17 protein-coding genes are annotated in these 23283 nt (G+C 71.6%); 4 read left to right on the forward strand and 13 right to left on the reverse strand.

The genetic code is table 11. The features are described 5' to 3' along the window. Positions 1-41: 41 nt before the first annotated feature. The gene (gene rpmE, locus KME79_RS40555) at positions 42-260 is read right to left on the reverse strand and encodes a 50S ribosomal protein L31 (protein WP_148033924.1); all 219 of its coding nucleotides are present in this window, start codon (positions 258-260) and stop codon (positions 42-44) included. A 215-nt stretch (positions 261-475) separates the two neighbouring features. Here rpmE and KME79_RS40560 point away from each other — a divergent pair, with 215 nt between their 5' ends. Next, entirely contained in the window at positions 476-1510 is a 1035-nt protein-coding gene (locus KME79_RS40560) for a hypothetical protein (RefSeq protein WP_219551279.1), read from the forward strand. 50 nt (positions 1511-1560) lie between these two features. Here the strand turns inward: KME79_RS40560 and rho are convergent, their stop codons facing one another. The 3 genes from rho to thrC form a co-directional block, all read right to left on the reverse strand. Next, entirely contained in the window at positions 1561-3573 is a 2013-nt protein-coding gene (gene rho, locus KME79_RS40565) for a transcription termination factor Rho (protein ID WP_219551281.1), read from the reverse strand. Positions 3574-4030: 457 nt separating this feature from the next. Beyond that, on the reverse strand, positions 4031-4936 hold the full coding sequence (gene thrB / locus KME79_RS40570; protein ID WP_219551283.1) for a homoserine kinase: 906 nt from the start codon (positions 4934-4936) through the stop codon (positions 4031-4033). 138 nt (positions 4937-5074) lie between these two features. Then, positions 5075-6133 carry a threonine synthase gene (thrC, locus tag KME79_RS40575; protein ID WP_219551285.1) on the reverse strand — a complete coding sequence of 353 codons (1059 nt, stop codon included), beginning with the start codon at positions 6131-6133 and terminating at the stop codon, positions 5075-5077. A 250-nt stretch (positions 6134-6383) separates the two neighbouring features. Here thrC and KME79_RS40580 point away from each other — a divergent pair, with 250 nt between their 5' ends. Further along, on the forward strand, positions 6384-7766 hold the full coding sequence (locus tag KME79_RS40580) for a glycosyltransferase family 2 protein (RefSeq protein WP_308249228.1): 1383 nt from the start codon (positions 6384-6386) through the stop codon (positions 7764-7766). A 16-nt stretch (positions 7767-7782) separates the two neighbouring features. Here KME79_RS40580 and KME79_RS40585 read toward each other — a convergent pair whose 3' ends face one another. From KME79_RS40585 to KME79_RS40610, 6 genes are all read right to left on the reverse strand, one after another. Next, complete coding sequence (locus KME79_RS40585; protein WP_219551289.1) at positions 7783-9411, reverse strand: glycosyltransferase family 2 protein; 1629 nt, start codon at positions 9409-9411, stop codon at positions 7783-7785. Continuing rightward, a complete protein-coding gene (locus tag KME79_RS40590) occupies positions 9408-10490 on the reverse strand; it encodes a glycosyltransferase family 2 protein (protein ID WP_219551291.1) in 1083 nt (360 codons plus the stop codon). Before KME79_RS40590 ends, KME79_RS40585 begins: the two co-directional genes overlap by 4 nt. Before the next feature lie 228 nt (positions 10491-10718). Next, a complete protein-coding gene (locus KME79_RS40595; RefSeq protein ID WP_271275442.1) occupies positions 10719-12008 on the reverse strand; it encodes a homoserine dehydrogenase in 1290 nt (429 codons plus the stop codon). After that, positions 12005-13387 (reverse strand): diaminopimelate decarboxylase, encoded by a 1383-nt coding sequence (gene lysA / locus KME79_RS40600; protein ID WP_148033932.1) that lies wholly within the window; start codon positions 13385-13387, stop codon positions 12005-12007. Before lysA ends, KME79_RS40595 begins: the two co-directional genes overlap by 4 nt. A 117-nt stretch (positions 13388-13504) precedes the next feature. Next, the gene (locus tag KME79_RS40605) at positions 13505-14125 is read right to left on the reverse strand and encodes an anticodon-binding protein (protein WP_219551293.1); all 621 of its coding nucleotides are present in this window, start codon (positions 14123-14125) and stop codon (positions 13505-13507) included. Positions 14126-14147: 22 nt separating this feature from the next. Continuing rightward, complete coding sequence (locus tag KME79_RS40610) at positions 14148-15989, reverse strand: hypothetical protein (RefSeq protein WP_219551295.1); 1842 nt, start codon at positions 15987-15989, stop codon at positions 14148-14150. Positions 15990-16059: 70 nt separating this feature from the next. Here KME79_RS40610 and KME79_RS40615 point away from each other — a divergent pair, with 70 nt between their 5' ends. Both KME79_RS40615 and treS read left to right on the forward strand, forming a co-directional pair. Next, positions 16060-17709: an asparagine synthetase B family protein gene (locus tag KME79_RS40615; RefSeq protein ID WP_219551297.1), complete on the forward strand. Its 1650-nt coding sequence runs from the start codon at positions 16060-16062 to the stop codon at positions 17707-17709. A 271-nt stretch (positions 17710-17980) separates the two neighbouring features. Beyond that, complete coding sequence (treS, locus tag KME79_RS40620) at positions 17981-19681, forward strand: maltose alpha-D-glucosyltransferase (protein ID WP_148033935.1); 1701 nt, start codon at positions 17981-17983, stop codon at positions 19679-19681. Between the two features lie 56 nt (positions 19682-19737). On the opposite strand, the gene KME79_RS40625 is transcribed toward treS, so the two are convergent. The 3 genes from KME79_RS40625 to KME79_RS40635 are packed head-to-tail and all read right to left on the reverse strand — an operon-like array spanning position 19738 to position 23248. Next, positions 19738-22014 carry an ABC transporter permease gene (locus KME79_RS40625; RefSeq protein ID WP_219551299.1) on the reverse strand — a complete coding sequence of 759 codons (2277 nt, stop codon included), beginning with the start codon at positions 22012-22014 and terminating at the stop codon, positions 19738-19740. After that, the gene (locus KME79_RS40630) at positions 22011-22745 is read right to left on the reverse strand and encodes an ABC transporter ATP-binding protein (protein WP_148033937.1); all 735 of its coding nucleotides are present in this window, start codon (positions 22743-22745) and stop codon (positions 22011-22013) included. Before KME79_RS40630 ends, KME79_RS40625 begins: the two co-directional genes overlap by 4 nt. Continuing rightward, positions 22742-23248 (reverse strand): PadR family transcriptional regulator, encoded by a 507-nt coding sequence (locus KME79_RS40635; protein WP_148033938.1) that lies wholly within the window; start codon positions 23246-23248, stop codon positions 22742-22744. Before KME79_RS40635 ends, KME79_RS40630 begins: the two co-directional genes overlap by 4 nt. Positions 23249-23283 lie beyond the last annotated feature (35 nt).

Here is a 23283-nt window from a genome sequence, read left to right on the forward strand (position 1 = left end):
GGCCCGCCGCACGGTCGTGCGTCGGGCCGGCGTCGGTGAAGCTACTTGCCCGAGGCCTTCTTGCCGAAGCGCTTCTCGAAACGCGCCACCCGGCCGCCGGTGTCGAGGATCTTCTGCTTGCCGGTGTAGAAGGGGTGGCAGGCAGAGCAGACGTCGGCGTGGATCACGCCGTTCTTGGCGGTGCTGCGGGTGGTGAACGTGTTGCCGCAGGAGCAGGTCACCTGCGTCACGTGATAGTCAGGGTGGATGTCGCGCTTCATGGCTGTCCTTTCGGGTGCGGTCGCCGGGTCGCCAGACAAGGTGCGACGGAGCGCAGGGGCGGGAGCCGGTACCGCGAAAATCGGTCAGCTACCAGTGTGCCAGATCCTTCAACCGTCCAGCGCCGCCAGGCATTCCACCCGATCTTGATGACGACCCGCGCCGCCGGTCACACTAGGCTCCCGCACATCATCGATCGGACGGGGGACGTCATCAGATGACAGGCAGGGCACGGTCGCTGCTCGCGGCCGTCACGGGGGCGGCGATGCTCCTCACGGGCACGGGGGTGCCGTCCGCGCAGGCCGGCACCCGGTACGGGCAGGTCTCCACGGTCCCGGACTTCACGGGGGAGGTCCAGGCGGTCGCGTACGTGCCCGCCCACGCCGACGCGGAGGCCAGGGCGACGCTCAAACTGAGGGACCCGGCCACGGTCGAGCGCGTCACCGGCTGGATCGTGCCGCCGGGCAAGCAGCGGCGCCGGGTCACGTTCGACCTCAGGCCCGGCTCGGCCACCGTCACCGGGAAGTGGACCGTCGCGCCCGGCGACCCGGCGGGCGCGTGGCGGCTGACCGCCGAGGTCACGCGCGGCGGCGCCCCGCGGGCCAACGACCTCACCGTGCAGGTCGCCGCCAGGCAGGCCATCACCGGGGCGACGGTCAGCCCCTCCCCCGTCAAGCTGGTCAGGGGCAAGGACGTCAAGGTGAGCGTCGAGGTCAAGGTCAAGGGCTCGGAGACGGTCACGGCCAAGCTGGTCGCCGAGAGCTCCACCGCCTACTACGACCTCGGCACCCTCTCCAGGGAGTCGAACGGCGTCCACCGCGGCGTCACGTACTTCGGCGACCACAGCCCGCCCGGCGAGTGGACGCTGCAGGTGCACGCCACCCGCGGCGGCGAGACGCTGAGGAGCCTGCTCTCCTTCACCGTCACGAAACCCGCCGCCGGCACCCCGGCCAAGGCCGGCGCCAGGGTCACCGTCGGCGTGCCGAAGCGAGTCGGCAAGGGCCGGTGGTTCCGCGTGCACGGCAAGGTGTACCGCGACGGCAGGCCGTACAAGCGCAAGAAGGTCCGCATCTTCTTCAAGGCCGTGGGCGCCGCGAAGTATCGCCTCGCCGGCTACGCGACCACCAACTCCACCGGCCGCTACACCAGGTCCTTCAAGGCCCGCAGGGACGGCTACTACCAGGTGAAGTCGGCCGGCACGAGCAGGACCAGCGCCGCGCTGTCGCCGCAGCGGCTCGTGGACGTCCGCTAGAGACGGAACGGGCGGCGGGGTCGCCCCCGCCGCCCGTCGCGCGTCAGCCGCTAGTCGCGGTCGTTGTTGACCGTGGTCTTCTGCACCTGGAGCAGGAACTCCGCGTTGGACTTGGTCTCCTTCATGCGGTCAAGGAGCAGCTCCAGCGCCTGCTGCATGTCGAGCGCGTGCAGCACCCGGCGCAGCTTCCAGACGATCTGGAGCTCTTCCCTCGCCATGAGGATCTCTTCCTTACGGGTGCCGGACGCGTCGACGTCCACCGCGGGGAAGATGCGCTTGTCGGCCAGGGACCGGTTGAGCTTGAGCTCCATGTTGCCGGTGCCCTTGAACTCCTCGAAGATGACCTCGTCCATCTTGGACCCGGTCTCGACCAGGGCCGTGGCGAGGATCGTCAGCGAGCCGCCGTTCTCGATGTTGCGGGCCGCGCCGAAGAAGCGCTTGGGCGGGTAGAGGGCGGTGGAGTCGACACCACCCGACAGGATGCGCCCGGACGCCGGGGCCGCCAGGTTGTAGGCACGGCCGAGGCGGGTGATCGAGTCGAGCAGGACGACCACGTCATGGCCGAGTTCCACCAGGCGCTTCGCGCGCTCGATCGCCAGCTCCGCGACCGTGGTGTGATCTTCGGCGGGACGGTCGAAGGTCGAGTGGATGACCTCGCCCTTGACCGAACGCTGCATGTCGGTGACCTCTTCAGGCCGCTCGTCGACGAGGACGACCATGAGGTGGCACTCGGGGTTGTTGTGGGTGATCGCGTTGGCGATCGCCTGCAGCACCATCGTCTTGCCGGCCTTCGGCGGCGAGACGATGAGACCGCGCTGGCCCTTGCCGATCGGGGAGACGAGGTCGATGATCCGCGTGGTGAGGATGTTCGGCTCGGTCTCCAGGCGCAGGCGCTCCTGCGGGTAGAGCGGGGTCAGCTTGTTGAAGTCGGGCCGGTTGCGGGCCTGCTCCGGGTCCATGCCGTTGACGGTGTCGAGGCGGACCAGGGCGTTGAACTTCTCGCGTCGCTCGCCATCGCGCGGCTGGCGCACGGCTCCGGTGACGACGTCGCCCTTGCGCAGGCCGTTACGGCGGATCTGGGCGAGCGAGACGTACACGTCGTTGCTGCCCGGCAGGTAGCCGCTGGTGCGCACGAAGGCGTAGTTGTCGAGGATGTCGAGTATGCCGGCGATCGGGATGAGGACGTCGTCCTCGCCGATCACGGGCTCGCTGCTGTCGAAGCGGTCACGGCCGCGACCGCGGTTGCGCTCCCTGAACCGGCCCCGGCGGCCACGGCCACCGCGGTCGTCGTCGCCGTCGCCCCGCTGGTCGCCCCCGCGCTGGTCGCCCCCGCGCTGGTCACTGCCACGCTGGTCGCCCCCGCGCTGGTCACTGCCACGCTGGTCGCCCCCGCGCTGGTCACTACCCCGCTGGTCGCCTCGGCTGCCCGAGTCGGCGACGCGCTGGTCGCCGCCACGGTCGCCGCCGCGGTCACTGCCACGGTCGCCACGGTCGCCACGGTCGCCGCGGTCGTTGCCGCGTTCGCGGCGCTCGCCACGGCTGCGGCGCTCGCGCCGGCTCTCACCGCGCTCGCCACGGGAGTCGCCCTGATGGGCGTCCGCAGCGGGCTGCGCGGGCTGCTCGACGACGGGCTCGGCCGGAGCCGCGACGGGCTCGGCGGGCGCGGTCACGGCGGCCGCGGCGGCCACTGGCTCGGCGGCCTGCGGAGCGGGCTCTTCGGCGGTCTTGGCGCGGGAGCGTTCCCTGCGCGTCCGGGTGGGTCGCTCCGTGGCGGGCGCCGCGTCGGCCGCGGCGGGTGCCTCGGCGGCGGGAGCCGCCGCGCCTTCTCCGGAACCGCCACCCTGCTTCTCCTGGATGGCCGCGATGAGCTGGCTCTTCCGCATCCGCCCGGTCCCGCTGATGCCCAGCTCAGCAGCCATCTTCTGCAGCTCGGGCAGCACCTTGGCCGACAGGCCCGTGCCGGAGCGACGCGCGCGGGGCTTGGCCGCGGCGCGAGTGGGGGTGTCGCCGGACGCCGCAGATGTGCCTGTTGCGTCGGAGAGGAGTTCGGTGGTGTCGCTCAACTAAAAGGTCCTTCCCAGGGGTCGGGCCCCGGCTTCGTTCGACCGGGCGTCCCGGAGGTGCTTGCGATCCGGCGGGACAGACCGGGTCGGGGTGCACGTTTGCGATCTTCGGCCGCCGCTGGGGACGGTCGCCACTCTTGGCGAGGGGCTCGTCCAGGCCGCCACAGGACGGTGGCGCGTGGATGACACCCCCCAGATTGCTGCCGACAACCAGATGTCGAGGTGATCGAACGCGCGAGTCCCCGTCGTCGCCACCTCACGTCGGGCCAACCGGGTGTGGGCCAACCGGAGGCGACGGATTCCGGGGAGACAGCCGCGCTGCTCACGCCTCGCGACGTGAAGCATGATGCAACGATGTGTGGCTGACAAGCACGCACCCAACAAGGGGGCACCTGGTGCGGCTATCAGCCTAACATCACCAGCGCACACGGCTATTCCCTGAAGGTCTAGAGAGGCATCAGCGTGTCTCGGGGAACTGAACGTTCGCACCAACTGGGTCGACGTCCATTAGCTGGATGTGCCAGTCACTACCCACTTCTGGCGCGATCAAATCCTGCGAATCCGATGTCGAAAACGCAAGGACCGTGGGACCCGCTCCCGAAACGACGGCGGGCACGCCCACTGCACGGAGCCGTTCTACCAGATCCGCGCTCTCCAGCATGGCAGGCGCGCGGTAGGGCTGGTGCAGACGATCCTCGGTGGCGGCGAGCAGCAGCTCCCGATCCGGACGTCGGGTCAGCGCCGCGATCAGCAACGCGGCCCGGCCGGTGTTGAAGGAGGCGTCCTTGTGGGGCACGTCCTTCGGCAGCAACCCCCGAGCGGTCTCCGTGTCCAGTCGTACCGGTGGAACGATCGCGACGGGGCGGATGCCCGCGTCGGGCGTCAGCTTCACCATACGTGGTGCTCCGTCATGCTCGCTCCATGCGATCGTCAGGCCGCCGGCCAGGCACGGAGCGACGTTGTCGGGGTGGCCTTCGATCTCGGTGGCGAGCGCGTACACCGCGTCGTCGCTCAGCCCGCCGCCGCCCAGCGCCCGCGCGGCCAGGATGCCCGCGCAGATGGCGCCGGACGAGCTGCCGAGCCCGCGCGCGTGCGGGATCCGGTTACGGCACCGCAGCCGGATCCCGGCCGGCTGGGGGACGCCCATCCGGTCGAACGTCCTGCGCATCACCCTGACGATCAGGTTGCCCTCGCCGGTGTCGACCGTCCCCGCGCCCTCGCCCTCGACGGCCACCGTCACGCCGGGCTCGTCGGTGAGCGTGGCCTCGACGTGGTCGTACAGCGTCAGCGCCAGCCCGAGCGTGTCGAACCCCGGCCCGAGATTGGCGGACGTGGCGGGCACGCGTACCTCGACGGTGCTCATTTCTCACCTTTCCCCGCGGACCACGCGGCCCCCGGAACGCGAAGGCTCTTCATGCCTCTCGCACGCACATCCCCGTCATGCCATCCCTCTTCTCCCGCGACCGCCACCCGGACGCGGGAGCACAATGCCGCGCAAGGGTCAGGCCAGGCTGAGCGCCGAGGCGGCGGCGTGGACGTCGATGGGGATGGTGATCGGGGCGGGCGCGCCGGAGATGGCCCAGTCGGGGTCCTTGAGCCCGTTGCCCGTGACGGTGCAGACGATCCGCTGCCCCGGGTCGACGAGGCCCTCGGCGTGCGCCTGGAGCAGGCCCGCCACGCTGGCCGCCGAGGCCAGCTCGACGAAGACGCCCTCTTCCTGGGCCAGCAGCTTGTAGGCGGCCGCGATCTGCCGGTCGGTCACCTTGTGGATCAGGCCGCCGGACTCGTCTCTGGCGGCCGTGGCGAGCTGCCAGGAGGCGGGGTTGCCGATGCGGATGGCGGTGGCGATGGTGTGCGGGTGGGACACGGGTGCGCCGTCGACGATGGGCGCGGCGCCGCTGGCCTGGAAGCCGAACATGCGCGGCCGCCCGGCGGCCAGGCCGTCCGCGGCGTACTCCTGGTAGCCCATCCAGTAGGCGGAGATGTTGCCCGCGTTGCCCACCGGGATGCAGTGGATGTCGGGGGCGTCGCCGAGCGCGTCGACGATCTCGAAGGCGGCCGTCTTCTGTCCCTGGAGGCGGAACGGGTTGACGGAGTTGACCAGCGCGATCGGGTAGTTGGACGACAGCTTGCGCGTCATCTCCAGGCAGTCGTCGAACGATCCCTCGACCTGCAGCAGCGTCGCGCCGTGGACGAGCGCCTGGGCGAGCTTGCCCATCGCGATCTTGCCGCGCGGCACCAGGACGGCGCAGGTGAGACCGGCGCGCACGGCGTAGGCGGCGGCCGAGGCGGAGGTGTTGCCGGTGGAGGCGCAGATGACGGCCTTGGCGCCCTCTTCCACGGCCTTGCTGATGGCCATGGTCATGCCGCGGTCCTTGAAGCTGCCGGTCGGGTTGGCGCCCTCGACCTTGAGGTAGACGTCGCATCCCGTCAGGGCGGAGACGCGGTGCGCGGGCACCAGCGGCGTGCCGCCTTCGAGCAGCGTGATGACGGGCGTCTTGGGGGTGACCGGAAGACGCTCGCGGTACTCCTCGATGAGGCCACGCCAGGACCTGCTCATGCTTGACTCCCTACCTGCGATGTTCCGCACCGAGTGTACGGGGTGGGCGGGGTGTGCGTGCTGAGCGGGGGCGAGCTGTCAAGACCTGACAAGCGGGGTCGCGCAACGTCATTATTCAGCAAATTCCCAGCATCTCCCGATAGGGTCTCGCCAGGGGGTCATCCACATGAACGCGCGTCCTGCTTTGCCGCAGAACGACTATTCGGCCTTGCTGCCACCCGAGCTGGGTTGCTGGTCTCCGGCACTGTCCGTGAGCGTGGTGATACCCGCGCACGGGGGGCCGCACCTGGAGCTGACGCTCGCCGCGCTGGCGGCGCAGACGTACCCGGGCCACCTCATGGAGGTCCTGGTCGTCGACGACGGCAGCGAGCCGCCCATCGTGCTGCCGGAGATCCGCCCGGCCGACACCAGGATCGTGCGGCCGGAGTGCGGCTGGGGCATCTCCAACGCCGTCAACACCGGCGTCAAGGCCGCCGACGGCGCGATCATCCAGCGGCTCGACGCGGACATGGTGCCCTGCCGTGAGCACATCGAGGCGATGGCCCGCTGGCACCACGTGACCGACTACCTGGTCACGATCGGCATGAAGAGGTTCGTCGAGGCGCCGCCGCTCACCGCCCGCGAGGTGTTCGGCGCCCGGCGCCTGGACGAGCTGTTCGACCTGGACGCGGCGGTGGCCAGTTCGACCGAGGCGACGATCGCCAAGACCGACGGGCTGCGCAAGAGCCGCAACCCGTACCACGTGTGCACGGGGCCGACGGTCGCCATGCCGCGCGAGGTGTTCCACGCAGTCGGCGGACTGGACCCGAACGTGCTGCGGGGCGAGGACACCGAGTTCGCCTACCGGCTGGCGATGCACGGCGTGGTCTTCGTGCCGGAGACGCGGGCGCGGGCCGTCCATCTGGGGCTGCCCGCGCAGCACCGCGACAGGGAGCGCGCCGTGCGGGCCGTCGAGCCGTACCTGGCGCACCGCGTCCCGCTCCGGCGTGACCTGCGCAAGGACCGCGGGCGGCGGTGGCTGGTGCCGTACGTGGAGGTGGTGCTGGACGTCACGGGCGCCGCGGAGGCGGACGTGCGGCGCGCGGTCTCGGCGGCGCTCGACGGCAAGCTGCACGACGTGGTGGTGACGCTGGTCGGGCCGTGGTCCCGGCTGCGCGAGGGACGGCGGTCCGTGCTGGCGGACCCGCACTTCGACCTGCGGCTGATGCGCGACCTGTTCGGCCACGACGACCGGATCAGGCTCATCGACGAGGCCGCGCCGACACCCGCGCCGATCCCCTTCCGTTACCGGGGGCCGGTGGAGGTGCCGCTGCACCGGGTCACGCTGGAGCGGATGATCGAGACGGTGCAGAAGGACCTGACGGGCGTGCTGGTCGTGGACCTGCCGGACGGCCGCGAGGCCCGGCTGGAGCGCACCTCCGCGCTGGGCCGCGCCCTGCTCCTGTCGGGTCCCTGCGAGGACCCGGACGCGGTCGTCGGCACCACCCACGGAGTACGCCGCGTCTCCCCCGACCGTTACTGGCCGCAGCCGAAGGAACAGCCGCCGGCCCCGGTCACCATCCCGGCCCCGGCGGCTCCCGGCCCCGACCGCACCCTCCTGGGCCGCCTCAGATCCGCCCTGCGTCCCGACTGACGTACGAGGGAGGCGCCTACTTGCGGAGGGCGCGTTTGACGCGGGCGGAGAAGGCCGTGCGGAGAGTCTGCCGGCTGCGGTCGGCGGCGGACAGGTCGCGGCGCAGGCCCGCCGCCTCCTTGCGGAGCGTGGCGATCTCCCGGCGGTACTCGACGGCGCTCTTGCGCCACTTGCCCGCCTCGTCGCGCCACCTGGCCACCTCGCCCCGCAGCCGCTCGGTCTCCTTGGCCAGCCGCTCCGCCTCCGCCTGGGCCGCGACCCGGGCCCGGTAGGCGCTGCGGCGGCCCTGCGGCGCCGGCTGTTCGCCGGCGAAACCGCAGCTCTCACCGGACACCCAGACGATGCCGGACACCTCGTCCACCACGTCGTCGAGGTCCTCGCCGGGACCGGCGAGCAGGCGGGCCCTGGCGAAGGACGCGGCGCGTTCGAGCCGGGCGGACACCACCCCGTCCGGCGTCTCGTCGAGCAGGATGTTGATCAGCCCGAGCCCTTCGGTGCGCGCCCGTTCGAGCAGCGCGGCCACGGAGTCCTCGCCGGGCGCCCAGCCGGGCGGCAGCCGCAGCACGTACGGCACGGCCGGGTCGACGCGGTCGTCGGCGGCCAGCCGCACCCGGCTCTCGTACGCGTAGTGCCCGCGGACCAGCTCCAGCTCCAGGTTCGGGTCCCGGAGCGGGGCGCGGCGGTCGCGTTCGAGCGTGTCCCAGGGCCCGACGAGCACCACGCGCAGGTCGTGCGCCGTGCCCGCCAGCAGCGCGTCCACGGTGGCGCGCACGGTGTCGTACCCGGCGGTCCCGTCGACCAGGACCTCCAGGTACGGGATCTTCCACGTGCGGCCCGGATGGCGGCGCAGCCAGCGGTAGGCGGGGATGCGGTCGCCGATGAACGCGTAGCTGACCCGGTCGATGCGCTCCTTGTGGCGCATCCGCATGGTGGGGCCGAGATGGTAGGCGCGGGCTTCCGGTTCGGGCACGAACACGGCCCCCGCCTGCATGAGCCGGTAGCCCATCTCGGTGTCCTGGCCGAGGACGAGGTCGCCGTCCATGGGCCCGGCGGCCTCGATCAGCCGGGCGCTGACGGAGGTGGCGCCGCCGACGTGCAGGCTGAAGGGGCGCTCGCCGTTGTCGGTCAGCCCGTCGGTCCGCTCGACCAGGCGGACGATCCAGGCGTGCGGCTCGGCCGGCTCGAAGTACGCCTCCATGTCGTCGGGCAGCTTCTCGGGCAGCGGGGACTCGGAGAAGCGGATGTAGCCGGTGACGGCGAGGTACGGGGCCGCGTGGTGCCAGCGCATGTGCGCCGTGATCGCGCCGGCGGTCGGCACCACGTCGGAGTCGAGCCAGTGGATGACGTCGCCCGTGGCCTCGGCCAGCCCGGCGTTGCGCGCGCTGCCGCGGCCGGGGGTCTCGCAGCGGATCAGCCGGGTGTCCGGCGGGCAGTCGGCGGGCAGCCGCAGGGGCGGGTCGCTGCCGTTGTCGACGACGATGACCTCGGTCAGACCGGCCGGGTAGGTCTGCCTGGCGAGCCCGGCGAGCACCAGGTCGAGCTTGTCCTGGGCGCCGTAGGCGGGGATGACCACGCTCACCCGCAGCTCCGGCTCGAAGTCCGCGGCGGGCCGGATCGGGCGGTAGTCGTTGTTGCGTACCCTCATGCCGCTTCCATCAGCAGGCTGGGACGGAAGCCGTGCCACTGGTTGGCCGCGACCTTGACGAAGTGGGCCAGCGGCAGCTGCCAGGTGTGCTGCTCGCTCAGCCCGCGGCGCAGCACGTACCCGAGCCCGTGGGTGCGGTACACCCGCGCGCCGAGGCCGGTCGCCGCCTTGAGAAACTCCCGATCCACTGCCGAATGCAAGGCAGGAAACCCCCCTATTTCCTGAAATTTCTCCCGGGACAGCAAGATCGTCCCGCCCGCTATGTGATCCGCCCACACCTCGCTCGGGTACGAGGCCCCGCTCGCGAAGGTCGTGCGCCTGATCGTCAGGTTGAGCGGCTCCAGATAGAAGAACTCGCCCGTCACGCCGACCACGTCGGCCCCCGAATAGGCGGCGGCCATGAGCAGATCGGAAAGGTGGCAGGGACCGTACCAGTCGTCGTCGTCCCACTTGGTGACGTAGTCGCCGCCGGCCCGGGCGGCGGCCCGGTTCAGCACCTCGCCGAACGGGACCCCGGCGTCCGCCTCCACCCAGCTCACCGGCAGCGGGCAGCCCTCGACGGCCTCCCGCACCCGCTCGAACGCGACCCCGTGCAGCCCGAGCACCACCTCGGCCCGCACCCCGCGCTGGCGCGCCATCTGGCCCAGCGCGGAGGCGACGTACTCCGGCCGTTTGGTCGCCATCACCACGCTGACCAGCGGCTGCGCGGGCCGGCGAGGCGCGGCCAGGCGGCGCAGGCGGATGCTGTGCTCCTCGCGCCGCAGGTCGGCCAGGCACCGCGCGGTGCCGTCGGGCTCGTGCGCCAGCCAGGAGTGGTCGGTGAGCGGCTCCCGCAGTTCCTCCGGCACCCACGAGGGCGCCCCGGACGACGTCAGCGGCACGCCGGCGGCGGCCATGCGCATGACGCCGTCGAGCGGCACCCGCTCTTCGGGCCATGCGACTTCGAGCCCGCGCAGCGCCCGCAGCGCCGCCTCCCCGGGCTCCTCCTGCCCGTCCACGACCCATTCGCCGTCACGCCAGAGCAGGCGGGCGAGCCCTTTCTCCGGCGTGCGCGCGAAACCGCATGGGGTGAGGGACATCGATGCTGCTCCTGAGGACCGGAAACTCGACCGGCGCCTACCTTACGCCGCTTCTTACACAAGCGGACTCATCCGGTGTTCTTTCCCGGAAACCCCGAAGGCTGGTCACAGCACTCATTCAGCATCTTCTACGCGTAGTTACATTTCCCGCAGAAGATCACGGGTAGTGTACGAAATCATCCCGTGATCAGCTCTTCACGATCACGGGATGAAAACGGTGATTCGCGGTTACTCGTCGCCCTCGACGCGCATCACGCTGGCGACGGCCCGGACGATGTCGAGCTCGCGCAGCCCCTCCATCGTCGCCGAGAGCGCCGCGTCGGTGGCCCGGTGGGTGACGATGACGAGCTGGGCGTCGTCGCCGTGGCCCTCCTGGCGCACCGTCTGGATGGACACGTCGTGCTTGGCGAACAGCTCCGCCACCCGGGCCAGGACACCCGGCTTGTCGGCGACGTCCAGCGCGACGTGGCAGCGGGTGACGGTCTCGCCCATGGGATGCACGCGCAGCGACGCGTAGGTCGACTCCTGCGGCCCGCGGGCGCCGGCCAGCCGGTTGCGGCCGACGGCCACCAGGTCGCCGAGCACGGCCGAGGCCGTGGGGGCGCCGCCCGCGCCCTTGCCGTAGAACATGAGCTGGCCCGCCGACTCGGCCTCGACGAAGACCGCGTTGTAGGCCTCGCGCACCCCGGCCAGCGGATGGGACCTGGGGATCATGGCGGGGTGGACGCGGACGCCGATGGAGCGGCCGTCGTCGGAGCGGGCGCAGATGGCCAGCAGCTTGATGACGTAGCCCATGTCCTTGGCGGAGGCCACGTCGGTGGCGGTGATCTCGGTGATGCCCTCGCGGTGGACCTGCTCGGCGGTGACCCGGCTGTGGAAGGCGAGGCTCGCCAGGATGGCGGCCTTGGCCGCGGCGTCGAAGCCCTCGACGTCGGCGGTGGGGTCGGCCTCCGCGTAGCCGAGGGTCTGGGCCTCCTCCAGGGCGTCGGTGAAGGACGCGCCGGTCGAGTCCATCTTGTCGAGGATGTAGTTGGTGGTGCCGTTGACGATGCCGAGCACGCGGTTGACGCGGTCACCGGCCAGCGACTCGCGCAGTGGCCGCAGCAGCGGGATCGCCCCGGCCACGCTCGCCTCGAAGTAGAGGTCGCCGCCGCCGGCCCTGGCCGCTTCGTACAGGCTCGCGCCGTCTTCGGCCAGCAACGCCTTGTTGGCGGTGACGACGGACTTGCCGCGGGTCAGCGCGGCGGTGATGAGCGAGCGGGCGGGCTCGATGCCGCCGATGACCTCGATGACGATGTCGACGTCGTCGCGGGTGACGAGCGACTCGGCGTCGGTGGTGAACAGGCCGGGGTCGACCTCCACGTCGCGTTTGCGGCCCAGACGGCGCACGGCGACGCCGGCGATCTCGAACGGGGCGCCGACGCGGGCGGCGAGGTCGTCGTGCTGCTCGTGCATGAGCCGGATGACCTGGGAGCCGACCACTCCACAGCCCAGCAGGGCCACCTTCAACGGTTTCACAGCTGCCCCCTCAACAGGTCGTCCTCGGTCTCGCCCCGCACGATCACCCGGGACCGGCCGTCGGAGACGGCGACCACGGCAGGTTTGGGCAGGTAGTTGTAGTTGTTGGCCAGGGAACGGCAGTAGGCGCCGGTGGCGGCGACCGCCACCAGGTCGCCGGGCACCAGGTCGGCCGGCAGGTAGCAGTCGCGCACGATCATGTCGCCGCTCTCGCAGTGCTTGCCGACGACGCGGCTCAGCATGGGCGCGGCGTCGCTCTCACGGCTGGCCAGCACGACGGTGTATTCGGCGCCGTAGAGTGCGGTGCGGACGTTGTCGCTCATGCCGCCGTCGATGCTCACGTACGTGCGCAGCCCCTCGACGTCCTTGACCGTGCCGACCTCGTACAGGGTGATGCCGCCGGTGCCGACGATGGCGCGGCCGGGCTCGACGGTGAGGCGGGGCACGGGCAGCCCGGCGTCGGTGCAGACCTTGCGCACGATCTCGCGCAGGCTGTCGGCGATGGTCTTGACGTCGAGCGCCTCGTCGCCCTCGACGTAGGCGATGCCGTAGCCGCCGCCGAGGTCGAGCTCGGGCAGCACGACGCCGTGCTCCTCCTTGATCTGCACGAGCAGCGCGGTGAGGCGGCGGGCGGCCACCTCGAACCCGGCCGTGTCGACGATCTGGGACCCGATGTGGGAGTGGAGGCCGACCAGCTCCAGCGACGGCAGCTCCAGGACGCGGCGCACGGCCTCGGCGGCGGCGCCGGAGCTCAGCGACAGGCCGAACTTCTGGTCGTCGTGGGCGGTGGCGATGAACTCGTGGGTGTGCGCCTCGACGCCGGTGGTCACCCGGATCATGACCTTGGGCCGCTTGCCGAGCTCGGCGGCGAAGTAGCCGAGCCGGGCGATCTCCTCGTAGGAGTCGACCACGACGTGGCCGACGCCGACCTCCAGGGCCCGCCTCAGCTCGGCCGACGACTTGTTGTTGCCGTGGAGGGTGATGCGCTCGGCGGGGAAGCCGACGCTCAGCGCCACGGCCAGCTCGCCCCCGCTGGCCACGTCGAGGCCGAGCCCCTCGTCCTGCAGCCAGCGGACCATCTCCTTGCACAGGAAGGCCTTGCCCGCGTAGTGGACGTCGGAGCCGGCGAAGGCGGTGACGTAGTCGCGCATGCGCGAGCGCACGTCGTCCTCGTCGAGGACGTACAGCGGGGTGCCGTACTCGCGGGCCAGATCGCGTATGTCCAGCCCGCCGATCGTGAGCGCGCCGTCGGCCCGGCCGGCCGTTCGCGGCCAGATCGCGGGGTTGATCCGGTTGAGGTCGGCGGGCGCCAGCGGAGGGCGCTCGTGGGGCGGCGGCTCGGCGTGCCGGTCCCCGGCTGGGTGGGCGAATCGACTCACCCGATCGAGGCTATCGGAACGGCCCGTCTGCCCGTGCCGGGTGCTCACCTATCGAGACACGATCATGGGCCGACAGGCGAAGATTTTACGTCTTTTTACTGTTTCGCCGGATATATCTTAGATGCGATCCGGTCCCGCCAGCACGCTCTCCACCGCCGCCGCCAGCCGCACCCGCGCGGTGTGCACCGGCCGCGGCGGCGCGTCTCCCATCGGCACCGCGGGGGCGCGCTCGTGCGCGTCGTGGTACGCCAGCGCCAGCCGCACCTGGTAGGCGTCCCAGCCCGGGTCCCTGCTCGCCGCCCGTCCCGGCAGCTCGGCCAGCACCCGCAGGACTTTCCTGTCGTACGGGGACTCCAGCAGGCCGGGCCGGAAGCCGGTCTCCGGGACGCCCAGGTCGCGCGCCCACCGTCGCACGCCCGCCGCCCGCGCGTGCCCGTACCGGACCACGAACCCGGGGTTCTCCCACGTACGGGGGAAGTCCGGCCAGGCGGGCTCCGGCAGCGCGGGAGGTTCGAAGTCGTCCAGGAGCGCCCCCGGCACGGCCACCACGACCCGCACGAACCCGCCGGGCAGCGCCTCGGCCCCGGTCACGCCCGGCAGCGGCCGCAGCCGCGCGGCCAGATCCTCCGCCGGCGCCCCGCTCCGCAGCGCGGCGGGCGAGACGTAGGCCGCCTCCCGCTCCCACGTGCCGTCAGGGACCGGCGGCTCCCCGAGCACCTCCGCCAGCCGCGCGATCACCGGGACCCCCGCCGGCGCATGGTCAGATGAGGGCGTGCGGCTCGGCGGAGCCGTACTCCACGAGGTGGGCGGCGCCGAGGAGCCAGCGGTCCTCGTCGCGCACCCGGACGTAGCCGAACCGGTCGGCGGCGAACACCTTGACGCCGTCCTGGCGGCACTGGCGCATCAGCACCTCGTCCCAGCCGTCGGTGAGGTCGGCGAAGCCCAGCTCGCGCAGCGGGTTGCGGCGGGCGAGCAGGGTCGCGCCGGCGATCTCCGGCAGGTAGGAGTATTCGGCCTCCGGCTGCTTGAGCAGCGTGGCCTGCGGCTTGCGCAGATGGGCGTAGAAGGCGGCCTTGCCGACGATGTCGGCCGTCGTGAACAGGAAGGCGCGCCGCAGGTCGGACAGGTAGTGGGAGCCGTAGACGTCGCGCGGGTCCATGACCGCGACCAGGTCGGCCTCGCACAGGTCGAGCCCGCGCCCGAGCATCGCGCCGACGGTGAGCTCGGGACGGAGCGGCCGGTGGATCACGTCGGCGTCGGGCAGCACGTCGCGGGCGCGCTCCCCCGCCCCGGGCGGACCGAAGACGACGAGCTGGGCGACCCCGCTCTGCCTGGCGACCTGGGCCAGCGCGTGCTCCGTCCGCCCTGGCTCGGGGATGACGAGCAGGACAGAGGTGTCGAGGGTGGCGCGGGCGCTGGGCAGCCCGACCTTGTCGAGCAGCTCGTCGATCCGCTCCGTCATGGTGCCGCTGTCGTAGGCGCGCCGCAGCGCGACGTGCGCGCGGCGGGTGTCGGGGTCCGGCCCGATCGGGGTGCCGCAGGCGGCGATCTCGGCCAGGCGCCACATCGGCGTGCCCGGCGGGCAGTCGACGCCGGCCGGCCAGCGGTAGGAGGTCAGCACGTCGGGATAGGCCAGGTGACCCGGCAGCAACTGGTCGAGGGTGAGCACCCGGTCGATGCGTCCGCCGGACAGCGGCAGCGGGTTGTGCACCCGGGGCTGGACGCCGAACTGCAGGCGCGGCCAGCCGACGGTCAGGTCGGTGGTGAAGCGGTGCTCGAACAGCTCGGCGGAGGCGGCGTAGGCCGACACGTCGCCGTGGGTGTGCCAGAACACGGTGCGGATGCCGCGCTCGGCGCACCAGGCCAGCAGCGCCTTGAGCCCCTCGCCCGGCTCGCCCCGCAGCTCCTCGGCCCACGGCCCGGTCGCGACGGACTCGACCACGAGCAGGTGGGGCACCTCCAGCGGCAGCACCCTGGCGAAGTCGCGCGGCGTGAACCCGGTGGTCTGCCGCCACTCGTAGCGCAGCAGCGCCTCGGCGTGCGGCTCGGCGATCACCGCGGCGGTGATGTGGGGGCGGGTGTTGGGGCCGGTCGGCACCCGGAACGGCCTCAGCTTGAACGACTCGCCGGCGAGCGTGCGGGTCGTGGTGGTGGCCTGGAAGGCGGCGCCCGGCCGGTCGTCCTTGCGCTGGACGACGACGGGCTTGCGCTTGGGGGCGATGGGCCGCTTCACCGGCTTGGTGGCGCCCTTGAGCTCCTTGGCCAGCCGGACGGGGTTGCTCTTGCCGGTCTTGATCGCGTCGCCGAGCCTGCTCCAGCGCGCGACCTTGATCGACTTGAGCTTCCAGTTGGCAACCTCGGCCTGGTAGCGCTGCTCGGCCAGCTCCTTGCGGAGCTTGTCGGCGGCGGCGCGCTCGCGCTCCAGGTCTTCCTCGGCCCCCGTCAGCCGTTCGGCGAGCGCCTTGACCTCCTCCGCGTGCCGCTCGGCCTCGGCCAGCCTGCTCTGCGCCGCGTCCAGCAGCCTCGCCAGCTCGGCCGCGTGCTCGGCCTGCGCGACCGCTTCCCGCAGCGCCTTGCGCGTGCTCTCCAGCTCGGTGGACAACTGGACCTCCGTCTCTCAGCCCGGCAAAGGATACTCTTTTGCGGGAAGCGGCTCGAAGGGAAGAGATCCGGTGCAGTTCATCGTGCGGCCCTATGTCTGCGGCGGTCTCGGACGGATCGACAGCGCCCTCGTCGGCAAACTGTCCTCCGCCGGCCCTCGCGTGCGCCCCGCGCTCCAGACGGCCGAGGCGGCGCTGTTCAGCTCCGCCCCGCTGCCTCCCTACCAGCGTTCCGGCGAGGCGTTCGCGTTCTCCTGGGGAGAGCGCAGGCCGCCCGCCGCCCGCTCGGAACGGGCCGCCGACTGGATGGGGGTCGCCGAGACGTACGAGACGCCCGGCCTGATCGGCGACGGCCCGCGCACCACGCTGCACACCGGCGCGCTCGGGCTGGTCGACGTCTATTACGTACGGATCGGCGAGGCGGTCTACTTCTCGTCCCTGATCCAGCCCTTGATGGCCCTGGTGCCGCTGGAGATCGACTGGTCGGCCTGGGCGTCGATCCTGCGGGTGACGTTCCCGCTGGGCGAGGCGACTCCTTACCGGGAGATCAAGCGGCTGCCGGGCTCCAGCGCGCTGGTCTGGGACGGCGAGCGGCTGTCGACCGAGCGCAGGCTGCCGCGCTGGCTGCGCAGCGAGCCCTACGAGACGTGGGTCGGCGCGGGCGAGATCGTGGAGCTGCTGCACGACGTCTACAAGGACTACGACGGCCGCAAGCTGCTGGTGCCGATCAGCGGCGGCTACGACTCCCGGCTGCTGGGCAGCGTGGCCAAGGCCCGGGGGTTCGACGTGGAGTCGTGGACCACGAGCCCCGACGACGGCACCGACACCGACATCGCCTTCGCCAGGGCGATCACCGGCGAGCTGGGCATCCCGCACCGGGTGATCACCCAGGACGCGGCCTCGTACCCGGACGACGCCGCGGAGGTGGCGCGCAGGCTCGAATACCTGACGCCGCACCACGCGTGGTACGCCCCGTTCGCCAAGGAGGTCCACACGTCGGGCCGCATCCTGGTCGACGGGCTGGCGGGCGGTCCGCTGCTGAAGAACTTCATGGTCAGCGGCGCCGCCCTGGAGGCCACCAGCCAGGCCGAGCGGTCGGCGGCCGTGCTGGGCTCGCTCAGCCTCGGGGCGCCTTCGCAGCCGTTCCTGTCGGAGGCGGCCGGGGCGTGGATCGACGAGACGGTGCGCGAGCAGTTCGCGGCGGCCACCTCGATGCTCCACGGCCACCGGGCCGAGCTGCCGCTGTCGGTGCTCCACACCCGCACGGTGCGCGGCATCGCCCGCTCGGCGGTCAACATGGTGGGGCCTGAGGCGTCGTTCGCGGCGCCGTTCATCCACCCGGACTTCTTCGACGCGGCCCTGTCGGTGGGCGTGGCCCGCAAGGACAAGGGCCGCTTCTACCGCGAGGTGCTGCACGCCGCCGACCCGCGGGTGGCGGCGCTGCCCTCGACCAACGTGATCAAGCAGCCGCTGCGGCGGGTGGCGCTGCGCTCCACGGCCGCCCCCGCGCGCGACTACTCCCACCGGATGCTGCGGGTGGTCGCCACGCGGGTGCCCGGCCTGCTGTCGGATGAGCTGCACGCGCTGGTCGCCGACGGGCCCGACGCGCTGACCCGGTTCAACGGATGGAACGACCGGTTCTGGGTGCGCGGGCTGGTGCTTTTCGGTCTCTGGCTGAGTGACTTCGAAAACGACCTGGATGACCTCTCTGCCCCGTTCTAGTTACACCGAGAAGAACAGCCAGTAACATCACGGTTACGCAGGGATCTCCGGGGTATTACAGCTGGCACACCACAAGCGGGTTCCGGAAAGCCAACGGGCTGGTAGTGTTCGGCCCGTAAGCGCCGCACAAGCGGGCACCGGATCACAAATCCGGGCCTGTCAAGGGCATGGATTCGCAGGGATGACGACTCCACGCGGCGCGGTCACCAGATATGAACGCCGGGGTACCCGGTGACTTCGTCCTGCCCACATCTCCTTCTGTGAGCGACACATGATCAACGCATCCCCATCACCGGAGCCGGTGGCCGAGAACTTCATCTCGGAAGATCCGGCTTGGTACAAGCGGGCGGTGTTCTACGAGGTTCTCGTCCGGGGGTTCAAGGACTCCAACGGCGACGGCACCGGAGATCTTCGCGGCCTCGTCGAGAAGCTCGACTATCTCGAGTGGCTGGGCGTCGACTGCCTCTGGTTGTTGCCGCTCTACGAATCGCCGCTGCGCGACGGCGGCTACGACATCTCCGACTACATGAAGATCCTGCCGGACTTCGGGGATCTCGCCGATTTCATCCAACTGGTGGAGGCCGCCCACGAACGCGGCCTGCGGATCATCACCGACCTGGTGATGAACCACACCTCTGATCGGCATCCCTGGTTCCAGGCGTCCCGTCACGACCCTGAGGGCCCGTACGGCGACTTCTACGTCTGGTCGGACGAGCCGACGGGCTACCCCGACGCGCCGATCATCTTCGTCGGCGCCGAGGAGTCCAACTGGACCTGGGACCCTGTGCGCAAGCAGTACTACTGGCACCGGTTCTTCCATCACCAGCCGGATCTCAACTATGACAACCCGGCGGTGCAGGAGGCCATGCTGGAGGTGCTGCGCTTCTGGCTCGACCTGGGCATCGACGGGTTCCGGCTGGACGCGGTGCCGTACCTGTTCGAGCGGGAGGGCACCGCGTGCGCCGGCCTGCCGGAGACGCACGCCTACCTGAAGAAGGTCCGGGCCGAGGTCGACCGCCTCTACCCTGACCGGGTGCTGCTGGCCGAGGCCAACGGCTGGCCGGAGGACGTCGTCGAGTACTTCGGCGACCCGACGGTCGGCGGCGACGAGTGCCACATGGCCTTCCACTTCCCGCTGATGCCGCGCATCTACATGGCGGTGAAGAAGGAGACCCGGGAGCCGATCTCCGAGATCATGTCCCGTACGCCGAAGCTGCCGGACACCGCGCAGTGGGGCATCTTCCTCCGCAACCACGACGAGCTGACGCTCGAGACGGTGACCGAGGAAGAGCGCGACTACATGCACAGCGAGTACGCCAAGGACCCGCGGATGCGGGCCTACCTCGGCATCCGCCGCCGGCTGGCGCCGTTGCTCGACAACGACCGCGACCGGATCGAGCTGTTCACCGCCCTGCTGCTGTCGCTGCCCGGCTCGCCCGTCATGTACTACGGCGACGAGATCGGCATGGGCGACAACATCTGGCTGGAGGACCGCGACTCGGTGCGCACGCCGATGCAGTGGAGCCCCGACCGCAACGCGGGCTTCTCCACCGGCGATCCGGGCCGGCTCTACCTGCCGGTGGTCATGGACCCGATCTACGGCTACCAGGCCATCAACGTGGAGGCCCAGCAGCGCAGCGAGGGGTCGCTGCTCCACTTCACCCGCAAGATGCTGCAGATCCGGCGCGACCACCCGGTGTTCGGCACCGGCTCGTACACGGAGATGTGGTCGTCCAACCCGTCGGTCCTCACGTACGTGCGTGAGGAGGGCGACGACGTGATGCTCTGCGTGAACAACCTGTCGAAGTTCCCGCAGCCGGTGGAGCTGGACCTGCGCCGGTTCGAGGGCATGACGCCGGTGGAAGCGCGCGGCGGCGTGCACTTCCCGGTGATCGGCGCCCTGCCCTACCTGCTGACCCTGCCGGGTCACGGCTTCTACTGGTTCGCGCTGCGGCGAGAGGCGTCGCGCTGACCGATCACCGCCCGGTGACCAGGTGACTGGTCACCGGGCGGTGGCGTTTCCGCAGGTCAGCGGGCGGTGATCGGCACCTGGGCGCGGGCCGCGCGGCGGGCCGGGATGAGCGCCACCGCGAGGGCCGTGCCCACGGCCAGCAGCACCGCCAGGGCCAGCGTCACCGGTGAGGGCGGGCGGCCGATCCCGGCTCCCACCCCGCTGGTGTGCCCCTGCAGGTCGATCAGCCCGGTCGCCACCGAGGCCCCGGCCGCGGCTCCCGCCACGACGCCCAGCACCACCAGCAGGCCGGTGCCGGTCACGAGGGTGGCCATCACCTGGCGGGGTGTCAGCCCCATCGCCTTCAGCACGGCCAGGTCCGCGGCGTGGTCGCGCAGCCCGAGCGCGCTCGCGGTGAGCAGGTTGGCCAGCCCGATCAGGGTGAGCACGGCGGTCAGCGCCACGATCACCACCCGGATCATCGCCAGCCGGTCGGCGGGGTTGACCGCGGCCTGCACCTCCAGGTTCTCCCCTGACTCCGCCAGCAGCCGGGCCGCCACCTCGTCGCGGCCCGCCCCCGGGTGCAGGGCGAGCGCGTAATACTCGGGCGGCACGGAGTCCTTGGCCGCCAGGCTGTCGAGGCCGACCGACAGCACCTCGCCGTCCTGGTCGGGCTCGACGGTGCGGCCGACGACGCGCACGATCAGCGGCGAGCCGCCCACGGTCAGCCGCACCCGGTCGCCGATCTTCACGCCGAGCAGGTCGAGCAGCCCCTGCCCGGCCACGGCCTCGCCGGGCTCGGCGTACATGCGGCCCTCGACGACCGGGAACGGGTAGCGGTCGGAGGCGGAGCCGCCGACCGCCCGCACCCGGACGGACCGGCCCTCGCCGGGCGCCAGCGCGTTCACGTCGGTGCCGGGATAGACGGCGGCCACGTCGCGGTCGGCGCCGGCCAGCCGCGCGGCCTGGGCCGCCTCCAGCTTGCCGGGGCGCACGTAGAGCGAGGCGTGCTGGCCGACCTGCTCGGGATTGCGGGCGAAGTTGTCGAGCGTGGCCCACACGCCCAGCCCGATCGTGATCATCATCATCGGCACGGCCAGCCCGAACACGGTCAGGAACGCGGGCACCCGGCGGGTGAAGGCGTCTCTGGTGCCCAGCACGAGCGCGGGCGGCAGCCGTACCAGCAGCGCGAGCCTGGCCAGCCTGGACAGGCGGCCGCCGGGCGGCTGGGAGGGCGCGGCCGGGATGGGCGGGGTGCGCCCGCCGCGCCAGGCCGGCACGCCGACCGCGGCCAGCACGGCCAGGGCGGTGCCGGCGACGATGGTGAGCACGGGTATCGGCGCGACGGAGCTGGCGCCGACGGCCAGAGCGGTGACCGCCCAGCCGGCGACCGTGCCGAGCGCGACGCCGATCAGGCCGAGCGCGCCGTGCTCGACGAGCAGCAGCAGCGCGACCTGGCCGCGGGTGAAGCCCATGGACTTGAGCGTGGCCAGGTCGCGGAGCTGGCCCAGCACGCGCCCGCCGGCCGCGTTGGCCAGCGCGAGCGCCGCCGCCACCAGGCCGCCCACGCCGAACAGCGCGAGCATGGTGCCGAGCAGCCGGTTGTCGAGCTCCATGGCGGCCCTGATCTCGCGCCAGGTGTAGAGCCGCTGGAGCTGGTCGTCGAGCATGACGACGACCCGCTGGGAGACCACCTGGGCGGCGTCGGCGTCGGCCAGCCGCAGCCCGGTCACCCACTCGCTGCGGCCCAGCATCGGCTCGATCCGGTCGAGCGCCTCGGGCAGCACCCAGCCCAGGCCGGGGGTCCACTCCGGGTAGAAGCCCTGGTCGGCGGAGTCGGCGATGCCGCGCACGTACAGGGTGTGGCGCTGGCCGCTGAGCGCGACGACGGTGAACGGGGCGCCGATCCGCAGCCGCAGTTCGCGGGCGAAGGAGCGCTCGACGACCACGCCGTCGGGCTGCGCGGGGTCGAGCCAGCCGCCCTCGACGACCGCGGGATGCGCCACGCGGGGCGGCGTTGCGGGCATCGCGCGCAGTGAGGCGGGCTCGCGCCTGCCGTCCTGCAGCGCGGTGACGGGGGCCGACCGGTACGGGCCGGCGGTGGCCGTCACCCCGTCGAGCGCCTGCACGCCGGCCAGCTGGGCGGTGTTGTCGCGGGTGTAGAGCCAGACGTGGGCGCCTTCGGTCTGGGCGAACAGGCCGCGCCACGGGTTGGTGGAGTCCTCCAGGAGGGTCACCGCGGTGATCAGGGCGGCCACGATGCCGGCCACGGCGAGCACGGTCAGCGTCGCCTGGCCCTTCCTGGCCCGCAGGTCCGCCCTGATCCAGCGGCTGCCCGCGCGTGCGGTGCTCATCGCAGGTCGATCACTTCTCCGACGGTGCGCCGGCGGGGCCTGGCGATGCGGCCGTCGTCCACGATCTCGCCGTCGAGCAGGCTGACCACCCGGTCGGCGAGCGCGGCCACGCGGGCGTCGTGGGTGACCATGACGATCGTCTGGCCGTCCTTGTGGACCCGGCCGAGCAGGCGGAGCACGTCGCGGGTGTTGCGGCTGTCGAGGTTGCCGGTGGGCTCGTCGGCCAGCAGCACGCTGGGCTGGTTGGCGAGCGCGCGGGCGAGCGCGACCCGCTGCTGCTCGCCGCCGGAGAGCTGGGCGGGCGAGGCGTCGGCCCGGTCGCCGAGGTTGAGCGCGCCCAGGAGGTCCTCGCGGCGCTCGCGGGCCTCCCTGGGCGAGGCTCCGGCCAGCAGCGCGGGCAGCTCGACGTTGTCGGCCACGGTCATGTTGGCGACCAGGTTGAAGAACTGGAAGACGAAGCCGATCTTCTTGCGGCGCAGCAGCGCCCAGGCGCTCTCGGAAAGGGTGTCGGCCCGCTTGCCGTCGAGCCAGATCTCGCCGCTGGTGCGGGAGTCGAGGCCGCCGAGCATGTGGACGAGCGTCGACTTCCCGGACCCCGAAGGGCCCATCACGGCCACGAACTCCCCCGCGTCGACCTGGAGGTCCACGCCGCGCACGGCGGGCACCGGCACCGCGCCGCCGGAGTAGATCTTCACCAGGTTGATCGCCTTGAGCACGGCCTCGTCACTCATGCGAGGTCCTCCTGACAACGTTCGAGCCAGTCGAGATCGGCCTGAAGGTGGAGCATCGCACCTTCGATGAGCAGTATGGCGATCTTGTCATCCGGAGAGGTGCGGTCGAGCAGTTCGTTGAGGTCCTTCATCAGCGACAGGTAGTGACGGCGCTGCCGGTTGATCAGCACCATCCGGTCGGCGATGCCGGTCATCGGGGCCAGCACCAGCTTCATGAAGAACTCGTCGCGCACCCGCGGACCCTCGGTCGGCTCGTCGACCCACAGGTGGAGCACGTCGCGGCCCTTGGCCGTGAGGTAGTAGACCTTCTTGTTCGGCCGGTTGGACTGCTCGACGTCGACGGCTCTCACCAGGCCGTCCTTCTCCAGCCGGCCCAACGTCACATAGATCTGCCCGATGTTGGGCGACGGGTAGGCGCTTCCGAAGGTCTGTTCAAGGTCCTGTTTCAGTTCGTAGCCGTGGGCAGGCTCCTTGGCCAGAAGCGCCAGCAGGTGAAGCCGCACCGCCTCACCTCCCCGTGTGTTACGGATGCGTTACA

It is taken from the genome of Nonomuraea harbinensis (genome assembly GCF_019396385.1).
GTDB lineage: Bacteria > Actinomycetota > Actinomycetes > Streptosporangiales > Streptosporangiaceae > Nonomuraea > Nonomuraea ferruginea.